Consider the following 8,123-nt stretch of genomic DNA (forward strand, 5'->3'; position numbering starts at 1 on the left):
GACGTTCCGGGGGCGGAAGACTGGTCACTGGTGCTGGGGCGGAAACTTGTAATGGCGCTCTGTGTCCCAGTTCACAGAACCTCTCGTTCACCCAAGTTAACGTAAGGTCATCAATGGGAGGTCGCAATGCTTCGTAAGGCTTCAACTACCTGGCACACTCGCACCGAACACGCAGTAACCATGATACACCCGGTTGTGCGTATCTTGCGTCATTGCACCCAGATGCAACGCCAAGTGAACCGCTACCACTGAATTCGAGTGTGGGTAGGCCGACCGGCTGACGACTGTTTGTTGACGTTGATGAAGTGGCCGACCGTTGGCGCAGAAGCAGACGTTCGAGCGGGCAACGGCGAAGGACCGTATCGAGCCCGGAGCAGACTTACGTTTCTGCGCCTTCTTTTGGTCCAAGCTCCATGTGGTAACGTTGCCGTGGTTGTATGGAGATTGACCTTATGGATCATGTTTTTGGACGAAGCGTTGACAATCATTTGAAATCACCGCTTGAGCTGCGAGGAACGGAAAAGCCGTACGATCACTGGGTAGACAACAAGGTAATAGACCACATCGATGAACTGGCCGGACGTTTCATCGCATCATCCTCATTAGCGATCTTGTCGACGACGCGTAATGACGGAGTTTTGGATGTTACGCCTCGCGGCGACCCTTCGGGGTTCGTAAACGTCATTGACAAGAATCTCATCGCAATTCCCGATCGACCTGGGAACAATCGGATGGATACCTTTGAGAATATCTTCGGGAACCCGAATGTCGGCATATTGTTCATGATTCCCGGGCATCGCGACACTCTCCGCGTGAGCGGCAAAGGAGCTGTCGTCAGGGACATCAAATTGGGGCAACAACTTTCGGTCAACGGGCGGCCCTCGGATCTGATCCTACTCGTCCATGTCGAAAGGGTTTTATGTCATTGCCCAAAGGCGTTCATCCGCGGAAAGGTCTGGCAATCGCAGGATTGGCCCGACACCTCCAATGTCCCCACCCTTGCAGAGATGTTGAAGGTTCACGGCGCGATGCCCGAGACCGTCAAAGAGATTGCGGACGGGTGCAAAGAAGACGCCGAGGAGAATCTTTACTAGTAGTTACTCGTAATTTTTTTGGATTTCTATGGCAGCGGGTGCCGCAGCACTTTGATGACGTCATCGCCTTTTCGGACAAAGCGCACTTCCCGGCGTGTCATAACCTGACCGTCAAACGGAGAAATAATCTCTTGATGTGCTGCACCGGGTTTCGACACGACGACGGCCAAACGTTGACCTGACTTCACCCAATCACAAACTTCAACATCATAAAGAACAGCACCGGATGACGGCGTTGCAAGAAGTTCGGCTGCATCAACGTCGCCTATGATTGGGTCTACCTCGGAACTGGCAGGAAGCGTATCGTCGACGGTCCCGATGCTCACCAGATAATGGTAAAGGCCGTTGGCGTCTTGTTCGGCAAATTCCGGAGTTACATCGATCATGCCGCGCAATTCAACGGTCGCAGCAAATCGCTCATTTCTGTTGTCAGCAGCCCAACGCTCTCCTACAGCCAAGTCGAATGAAATTGGATCGTCGCTGGCGTCGGTTAGAATAACCTGGGCCCCCATCGACCGGCCAAGACGGCGTCCTTCCTCCAACTGCCGCTCAGAAACGTACAAATAGACTGGGCCGTCATCGTCGCAATGTAGATCAAGCACGACTTCCGCTTGTTCAGCCAACTTTAGAAGAGTTGCCTTCAAACGCTCAGATGCAGGTTTGGTCTCCAAACCGCTCGCGGATTTGGGCGGGAACGACCTGTTAAAGTTGACGCGGGTATTCGCATCAAATCGACCCAGCGGTTGACCGAACACCACTTGGGTCAATCCGACCGGATTTGCGTGAGGGACCAATGTAATGTCGCCAGCCACACGCCCTTCAGCTTCAGCCGCCGCTAAACGCGGGATAAGACGGTCTATCGCCACAGTGCCTGGCATTTCGAGCGAATGCAGACCACCCTGAACATAGACCGCAGGGCCACTTCCGGAGCCATGAAAGCGAAAAACGTCCAAGACAAATTTCTGGCCAGGTGTATCTGCATCCAGTGTTAGATTTTCAATCTCCATCGATTGGGACACTAAACGCACCGGTGTAAAACCCATAGAGGTTTCTCAAAGCCGCGACACTGGCTGACCCAAATGGCCGGTTCGTCCCGCAATGCGGACGGTCAGCTGAAGCGAGCGAACGTCTGCCTCGGACCCAAAGCAGTTACTTCAACACCGACCTGTCAATACGCTCTTCCGCAAAGGTATTGAATGCTGACAATGAAAAGCTGGCCAGGGAGAACGAAGCGATGCTCAGAAAACCTGAACCACTATGAAAAGACGCCATCTTTTAACTGGCTCCCACTGAACTACCACTAATCAAAAGCGGTATGTCGCACCGATGACTGGCCCAGACTGACTGAAGGTAAAGTCGTTGCCGTTGATCTCGTGATCGAACGTGATGTAGCGATATCCGCCTCTAATCATCCATCTTTCGTTTATTGAGTAATCCGCGGTCAACAACACTTGCCAGGTCTCGCTGTCGCTGCTGAATCCGCCATAATCTAAAAACGCCGTACCGGTCCACCTGTCTGAGAATTTAAACCGAGCACGGGCTCCGACAACAGGGTCAGTCCAGTCTGCGTCCACAGAGGTTGTACGCCCGGGCAACGCTCCGGGTGACAGTGAGAACTGGGTTTCTGTACTAAACCACCGGAAACCTCCTGCAACGTCTACCTGTACGGTTGGATCTTCATAGACACGGTAGCCAACATAGCCGCTCAAAAACTGCGTCTTGAGTGATGTGTCCAACCCGGAAAACGCTGGTCCAGGTGTGTCATCTCCAAAAGAAATGTCGGTATAGTTGTAGTCAGCTAGCAAGCTCCACCGCCCATTGCTGGCAGCAATTGTACCCATAAAGGCAAGGTCCAGATTGCTGAGTGCGTCCGAAAAACTGAGCGTGGCGTCGATGTTGCCTCGAGGAGTATCCAGCGATGTCTCGGTCTCTGGCATGAACAGATAAATGGTGGCCTCGAAGTTCCAGTCGCTGGCATGCGCTGTCATAGGTGCCGCTAAAAGTGCCAAACTCAATAATGTGGATTTCCGTGTAGGTAAAACGTACATAACTCCTCCTATCGTCAAATGCCGACAGCAAGATCCTCCGGAACGCGAAGACCTCAATTTGCGTTCTAGCATTCTGGTGTGAATGAGAATTGTAGTTTCGATCTGTGTCAATAGGATCCACAGACTGCGCGTCGCCGAAATTTGATAACGTTCAAAATTGCTAGCAACTTAGGTGTCGCTATTAGTGGAGAAGTAATTCAAACGCTCGACCAGTTCTGCGTGGCAACGAATGTCAGAATCGTCCGCATTGCAGTCATTGAGCGGAATTGAGTGAACGACTGCTCCGAGCCCGGAGGAGACGTTCCACAAAGCTCGAAAAGCCGCCTGATTTGACGGATGTTACTTCACTACTCGTCTTCGAAACTCAGGGCGTGAAGGCGTGAATGATATAGCTCAAAGTCGCATTGGCTACTCCGTGGGACAATGCAATTGAACTCACGACGGGGTTGTCATTCATTGCTCTTTAACTTGATCTTCTCTTTACCCGTGCTGACACCGCCGCTTGCTTTTCTGTGGATGGCTTATCGTGACATTCGCTACTCTGATTGGACCAACTTCGGTCTTGCTCTGGGACTGATTGCCAGCATTCCAGTTGCCGGGGCCCTTTGGGTAGCTTCACTGACAGCAAAAATGGGGGGTGGCGAGTGGGTTTTGATCTGGGCGTGTTCGGTGCTGGCCGAGGTGGCGTTTTCGGCTATGGGCCTATGTTTGGAGACGATGGTTCGCAAGAGAAACTCCAGAACGTAACCAACGACATGGGTTCGCTTTGTCCGTGATACGGACGTTCGTAGATACCGCAGCGAACTACGGCCTTGAGCCCAAAGCTACCGCTCAAGATCGCCGTAATCTTTTTCTCCTGAAGCCCATTCGGCCTTTACACCAAAGGTAAATTCTTAGCAGTTAGTATTCAGAAAATGCATGCTTCAAAGACCAATAGCCGAATTGCAAAGCTGCCATCAGGGCGGCCCCACTGAGCAGAAAAGCTCCAATCGCCAAGCCAAACTCAAAGTAATGCTCTGAGAGCGTAGAACTGCTGAAAATCACCAAGCCTGCATTGTAAATCAGTATGAGTATTCCCATCCCAGCTGCTGATACGCTGATCGACATAAAACTGAAACTTCCTAGCTCAAAGAATTTCTGCACAAGTTCAAACGAAGCCTCGGAATATGGATCTTTCCGAACTTTACGTTTAACAATTATGTATCTTACAGGTAACTGGACGACCCCCAAAAAACCCAGCGTTAAAACGACCAACAGAACGACGGCCAAAATTCCGAATGATATCGATACGTAATTGAGAAGGTGTGAGGTACTTTCTTCCATCAAGCAACCTGATCATTTCGGTTTAGAGCTCTGCGTGAAGCGTTATCGCCACAGTACAAGAAACTCGACCAATTCAATTGAACGCCTTAAGCAAAGCTTCTCGCTTTGACGTAGGTCAACAGAGCCAAAATGGGCATTTATATGCTATTAAAGGCCCGACCGCTTCGTCCGCAAACCCGCCATCCGCGCAGCAACCCTGAACGTCCGTCCCCCCAGAAACCGAGAGAACCCCTGCATCTAAATAAAGAAGCAACTGCAGGAGTTTGATCCATGAAGTACCTGTCTGCCCTCGGCGTTCTCGTCGGGGGTTTTCTTTTGCGCCCACCGCCCAAGGCCGTCCTGACGACGATGCTCTGGGTGGTCGCGCGGTCTCATCCCGCTGTCTCGGCGCTGGTTCTGCTGTCGGTTCTCTGGACGTGGAGGCCCGACGATGACTGAGCTGGAGCTGACCCCCGGTGACGTCGTGGTCGTCCGCGCCTTCGATGACGTTCCTGAACATCTGTTCCGCGTGGAAGAGGTGTTTGAAGACTGCGTGACCGGCCATGCCGTCACCGGTCCTTTGGCTGGTTCCTACGGCGAACCGGCCCTCGAGATGATCGTTCGACTCGTCTCAACCAACTGATCCCATCCCACATTCCAAATCTGAAAGGAGGAGACAAATGTCTGCTCACATTCGCTATGCCTATCTGAAGGGCCATACGTGGCTCTATCGGCGCAACTATCCCGTTGACGTGGCTCTCGCGCTGGGCGCTCAGGCGCTGAAGCAGAGCCTCAAGACCAGTGACCGAAACACCGCCCGCGTTCGTGCCGCTGAAGTCAATGCCCGGTTCGAGACACTAGTGGAACAGGTTCGGTGCAAGGCAGAGGAGTCACTGTCTGCCCCAGAGAGCACCGCTGACGTTCCTGATTGGGTTGATCAGCCAGAGTCGTATCTCGTCCGTCTCCGGGCCACTCTGGAGGATTCTGGGTGCAATCTGGAGCGGTCCAGCTTTGCCAGACCATCAGCGCCAGTGAAAGTACCGGTTCGTGACCTGAGCCGGGCCTATCTGAACAAGCGCAGTAACGAGCTACGACCCAGCGGGTTCAAATCGGTCCGATACTCTGTTGGGTTATTCGCTAGCCGATACGGTGACCAGCCGGTTTGCAGCCTGACCAGAGTGGAAGGGCGAGAGTTCCTGTCCGCAATTGCCCAACTGTCTCCAATGATCGGTAAGTCAGAACGAACACGGGGGCTAACTCTGGACCAGCTAGTCGCGTACTCGTCTCGTGGGTCGGTGACTATTACGGCCAGAACCCAGAGACGTATCTGGTCGCAGGTCAATCACTTCCTCGACTGGGTGGTCTATGAGGGGCATCTGGAGGTCAATCCTTTCCGAACTGTTCTCTTCGACCGGAAGGTGCGTCCTCAACCCTATGCCGTCCCGACTGATGAGGAAGTCGTGCGGCTGCTGGGAGCCAAAGACCGGGAGTTACATCCGGTTCTGCTGACCTGTCTACTGTCAGGGATGCGAGCGGGAGAAGCGGTCGGGCTGCTCCGGGAAGACCTCGTGGCCAAGGGCAATCTCGGCTGCTTCGTTCATGTTCGACCTAACCGACTGCGGCTGTTGAAGACTGACGCGGCGGAGAGACTGGTTCCGGTTCACCCGGTGCTGGATGAGACCTTCCGGCAACTGCCTGGCCATGGCCCTCTGTTCCCTGACCTGACCGTGGCGCACGTCACCAAGGGGTTTGCGAGACTACGGCGAAGGCTGAATCTGGAGAGACCGGGTCTGGTGTTTCACTCGACCCGCAAGTGGTTCATCACCCAATGCGAGCGAACGGGTGTTCCTGAGCACTTCACGGCCTCTCTGGTCGGCCATAAATCGGCCCGGTCGGAGAATGGGATCACCTACGGGATTTACTCGGCAGGTATCAGTGACGAGCAACGTCGGTCAATCGTGGACCAGATACGGCTTCCGGCGTGACTTTCCCTGACATTGACGCGTTTGAGGAACGAGCTGCTATTGCTGAATACGATGGCGGGTGCACCCGTAAGGCAGCGGAAGATCTGGCTGCTCAAGCTCAGGGGTTTCCTGATGCTGAAGCCTACTGGCAGTGGCTGGCTGACTATGTCGTCAACCGAAGGCCACCCTCATAGACAGAACCCTCGGCGGCCCTTTGCGGGTTGCCGGGGGTGCTCACTTTGATATTTTTTCTTGCCGCTTCGAAATTACGCGGTGAGAATGTGATGGAAAATACCGATATTATAGCTGCTTACGTAGTTGAGATTAGAGGTTTGCAATGAAGGTTAGCGGAATAGCAAGTGATACTGGAGAGGCGGTCGCTCAGGAAATATCCGATGTTTCAGTTGAAGAACTCCAATCAATGGCAACATTGGGCTTATCGTCTGGAGAACTGAAGGCAAGGATCGACAATTTAGCAGTGTCGGCAGATGCAAAGGTACTTCTGTTTCAGGTTGCGACGAAAGTAATCCGCGTGGGGGAGACGGTCGTCAAAATCGGGCAAAAAATTCTTGAGACGGTTTTTGAAGTCATCAAAACCTATCCGAACACAAGCTTTGGAGTTGTCTTCGGAGCGATAGCCGGAACACTTGTCAGTTCGATCCCGATTATCGGGTGGGTGCTCGGACCAGTCATAACTCCGCTTTTAGTTGTTTTTGGAATGACAGTGGGCGTTGCCGTGGACATTGCAGACAAAGCTGCTGAACGAAGTATTCGAACATATTTAGCGCGTTTCGAACCACTGAAATCCTAAGTCTTGGAGCCGGAACAATTATGGACAGAAAAATGATTGACCCGTCTGACGCCATTTCGCGAGCCGCGTTGAATTCAACTGAACGTGTGATTGCTGACCCACTTCGGTTCAAAGCGCGCTTAGAGATCGGGGACAAAGCTTATCAGACATTGACCCTCCGAAACGCTGCCTTTGAACTTTGGGACATCGCGGGGGCATCTGCAGCGGGAGCTGGGGTTGCCGGATCAGCTACTGTCGCCTCTACGTTTTTTGGAACGACAGCAACGAGTATTCTTGGGTTTTTCGGAATCGCAGCCGCAGTTACTCCGATCGGATGGATTATAGCGGCCAGTGTCGTTTCCGGTGGGGCCTACTACGGGATAATTCGGCTGATGAAGGGGCTCGATGATGAGCGTGTAGAAGTCATTCCGAAGTTCATAAACACGCCGCTTGATGTTTTGGCCGTGGGACTGTTTGACTTACTCGCTCCTCTTACGTTGAAGGTTGCTGCTGCCGACGGAAACATAACCGACGAAGAACTTGAGGTGATCCGCTCATACTTTGTCGATGATTGGGGTTACGATGAGCAGTTCGTGGACGCTGCTCTCGATGTTTTTCGGGTCAAGTTGGACGAATTGACACTGCAACAACTTACCGAAGCACTGCGAAAATTCACGTTGGAAAGCAAGGACTGCAACCACAAGAAGGTTCGTGATAAAGTCGTCTCCCTGTTGCGTGAGATTGCCAGCGCGGATGGGCAGTTTCATGAAATGGAGGAGCTTGCTATTCAGCATGTGGAGGACTTCCTGCCGAAAGACCCGTGGTTCCAAATGCCCAAACTTCTAAGAAGGAAGGAATAATTACCAGCCCCACCAAAGCCCCCGACCACCAGCACCAGCGACCAGTCTTCAGCACCCGGAACCGA

The 8,123-nt window shown here is 52.8% G+C and carries 11 protein-coding genes; 8 read left to right on the forward strand and 3 right to left on the reverse strand.

Annotation, left to right across the window (positions count from 1 at the left end; genetic code table 11):
- Positions 1 to 452: 452 nt before the first annotated feature.
- Positions 453 to 1,094 (forward strand): MSMEG_1061 family FMN-dependent PPOX-type flavoprotein, encoded by a 642-nt coding sequence (locus I9187_RS21740; protein ID WP_209940336.1) that lies wholly within the window; start codon positions 453 to 455, stop codon positions 1,092 to 1,094.
- A 26-nt stretch (positions 1,095 to 1,120) separates the two neighbouring features.
- Here the strand turns inward: I9187_RS21740 and I9187_RS21745 are convergent, their stop codons facing one another.
- Together I9187_RS21745 and I9187_RS21750 are read right to left on the reverse strand one after the other, a co-directional pair.
- On the reverse strand, positions 1,121 to 2,137 hold the full coding sequence (locus tag I9187_RS21745) for a succinylglutamate desuccinylase/aspartoacylase family protein (protein ID WP_209940337.1): 1,017 nt from the start codon (positions 2,135 to 2,137) through the stop codon (positions 1,121 to 1,123).
- 261 nt (positions 2,138 to 2,398) lie between these two features.
- A complete protein-coding gene (locus tag I9187_RS21750) occupies positions 2,399 to 3,082 on the reverse strand; it encodes an outer membrane beta-barrel protein (RefSeq protein WP_245223361.1) in 684 nt (227 codons plus the stop codon).
- Between the two features lie 516 nt (positions 3,083 to 3,598).
- Here I9187_RS21750 and I9187_RS21755 point away from each other — a divergent pair.
- Complete coding sequence (locus I9187_RS21755) at positions 3,599 to 3,889, forward strand: hypothetical protein (RefSeq protein ID WP_209940339.1); 291 nt, start codon at positions 3,599 to 3,601, stop codon at positions 3,887 to 3,889.
- A 153-nt stretch (positions 3,890 to 4,042) separates the two neighbouring features.
- On the opposite strand, the gene I9187_RS21760 is transcribed toward I9187_RS21755, so the two are convergent.
- Entirely contained in the window at positions 4,043 to 4,465 is a 423-nt protein-coding gene (locus tag I9187_RS21760) for a hypothetical protein (RefSeq protein WP_209940340.1), read from the reverse strand.
- A gap of 270 nt (positions 4,466 to 4,735) precedes the next feature.
- Between I9187_RS21760 and I9187_RS21765 the strand changes: the two genes are divergently transcribed.
- From I9187_RS21765 to I9187_RS21790, 6 genes are all read left to right on the forward strand, one after another.
- Positions 4,736 to 4,903, forward strand: a complete 168-nt coding sequence (locus tag I9187_RS21765) for a hypothetical protein (protein ID WP_171239150.1) — start codon at positions 4,736 to 4,738, stop codon at positions 4,901 to 4,903.
- A complete protein-coding gene (locus tag I9187_RS21770) occupies positions 4,896 to 5,087 on the forward strand; it encodes a hypothetical protein (protein ID WP_209940341.1) in 192 nt (63 codons plus the stop codon). Before I9187_RS21765 ends, I9187_RS21770 begins: the two co-directional genes overlap by 8 nt.
- A gap of 37 nt (positions 5,088 to 5,124) precedes the next feature.
- Positions 5,125 to 6,429, forward strand: coding sequence for a DUF6538 domain-containing protein (locus tag I9187_RS21775; protein ID WP_209940342.1), 1,305 nt, complete (start codon positions 5,125 to 5,127; stop codon positions 6,427 to 6,429).
- Complete coding sequence (locus I9187_RS21780) at positions 6,426 to 6,602, forward strand: hypothetical protein (protein WP_171621561.1); 177 nt, start codon at positions 6,426 to 6,428, stop codon at positions 6,600 to 6,602. The genes I9187_RS21775 and I9187_RS21780 overlap by 4 nt, the downstream gene beginning before the upstream one ends.
- Positions 6,603 to 6,745: 143 nt before the next feature.
- Positions 6,746 to 7,219, forward strand: coding sequence for a hypothetical protein (locus I9187_RS21785; RefSeq protein WP_171621560.1), 474 nt, complete (start codon positions 6,746 to 6,748; stop codon positions 7,217 to 7,219).
- Between the two features lie 20 nt (positions 7,220 to 7,239).
- A complete protein-coding gene (locus I9187_RS21790; RefSeq protein ID WP_171621559.1) occupies positions 7,240 to 8,058 on the forward strand; it encodes a TerB family tellurite resistance protein in 819 nt (272 codons plus the stop codon).
- Positions 8,059 to 8,123 lie beyond the last annotated feature (65 nt).

Source organism: Ruegeria sp. HKCCE4148 (genome assembly GCF_017872495.1).
GTDB lineage: Bacteria > Pseudomonadota > Alphaproteobacteria > Rhodobacterales > Rhodobacteraceae > Ruegeria.

What these genes read in the sequence shown, in the direction of transcription:
- I9187_RS21740 (WP_209940336.1), top strand. Translation starts at nt 453, where the DNA reads ATGGATCATGTTTTTGGACGAAGCGTTGACAATCATTTGAAATCACCG.
- I9187_RS21745 (WP_209940337.1), bottom strand. Translation starts at nt 2,137, where the DNA reads ATGGGTTTTACACCGGTGCGTTTAGTGTCCCAATCGATGGAGATTGAA.
- I9187_RS21750 (WP_245223361.1), bottom strand. Translation starts at nt 3,082, where the DNA reads ATGACAGCGCATGCCAGCGACTGGAACTTCGAGGCCACCATTTATCTG.
- I9187_RS21760 (WP_209940340.1), bottom strand. Translation starts at nt 4,465, where the DNA reads ATGGAAGAAAGTACCTCACACCTTCTCAATTACGTATCGATATCATTC.
- I9187_RS21765 (WP_171239150.1), top strand. Translation starts at nt 4,736, where the DNA reads ATGAAGTACCTGTCTGCCCTCGGCGTTCTCGTCGGGGGTTTTCTTTTG.
- I9187_RS21770 (WP_209940341.1), top strand. Translation starts at nt 4,896, where the DNA reads ATGACTGAGCTGGAGCTGACCCCCGGTGACGTCGTGGTCGTCCGCGCC.
- I9187_RS21775 (WP_209940342.1), top strand. Translation starts at nt 5,125, where the DNA reads ATGTCTGCTCACATTCGCTATGCCTATCTGAAGGGCCATACGTGGCTC.
- I9187_RS21785 (WP_171621560.1), top strand. Translation starts at nt 6,746, where the DNA reads ATGAAGGTTAGCGGAATAGCAAGTGATACTGGAGAGGCGGTCGCTCAG.
- I9187_RS21790 (WP_171621559.1), top strand. Translation starts at nt 7,240, where the DNA reads ATGGACAGAAAAATGATTGACCCGTCTGACGCCATTTCGCGAGCCGCG.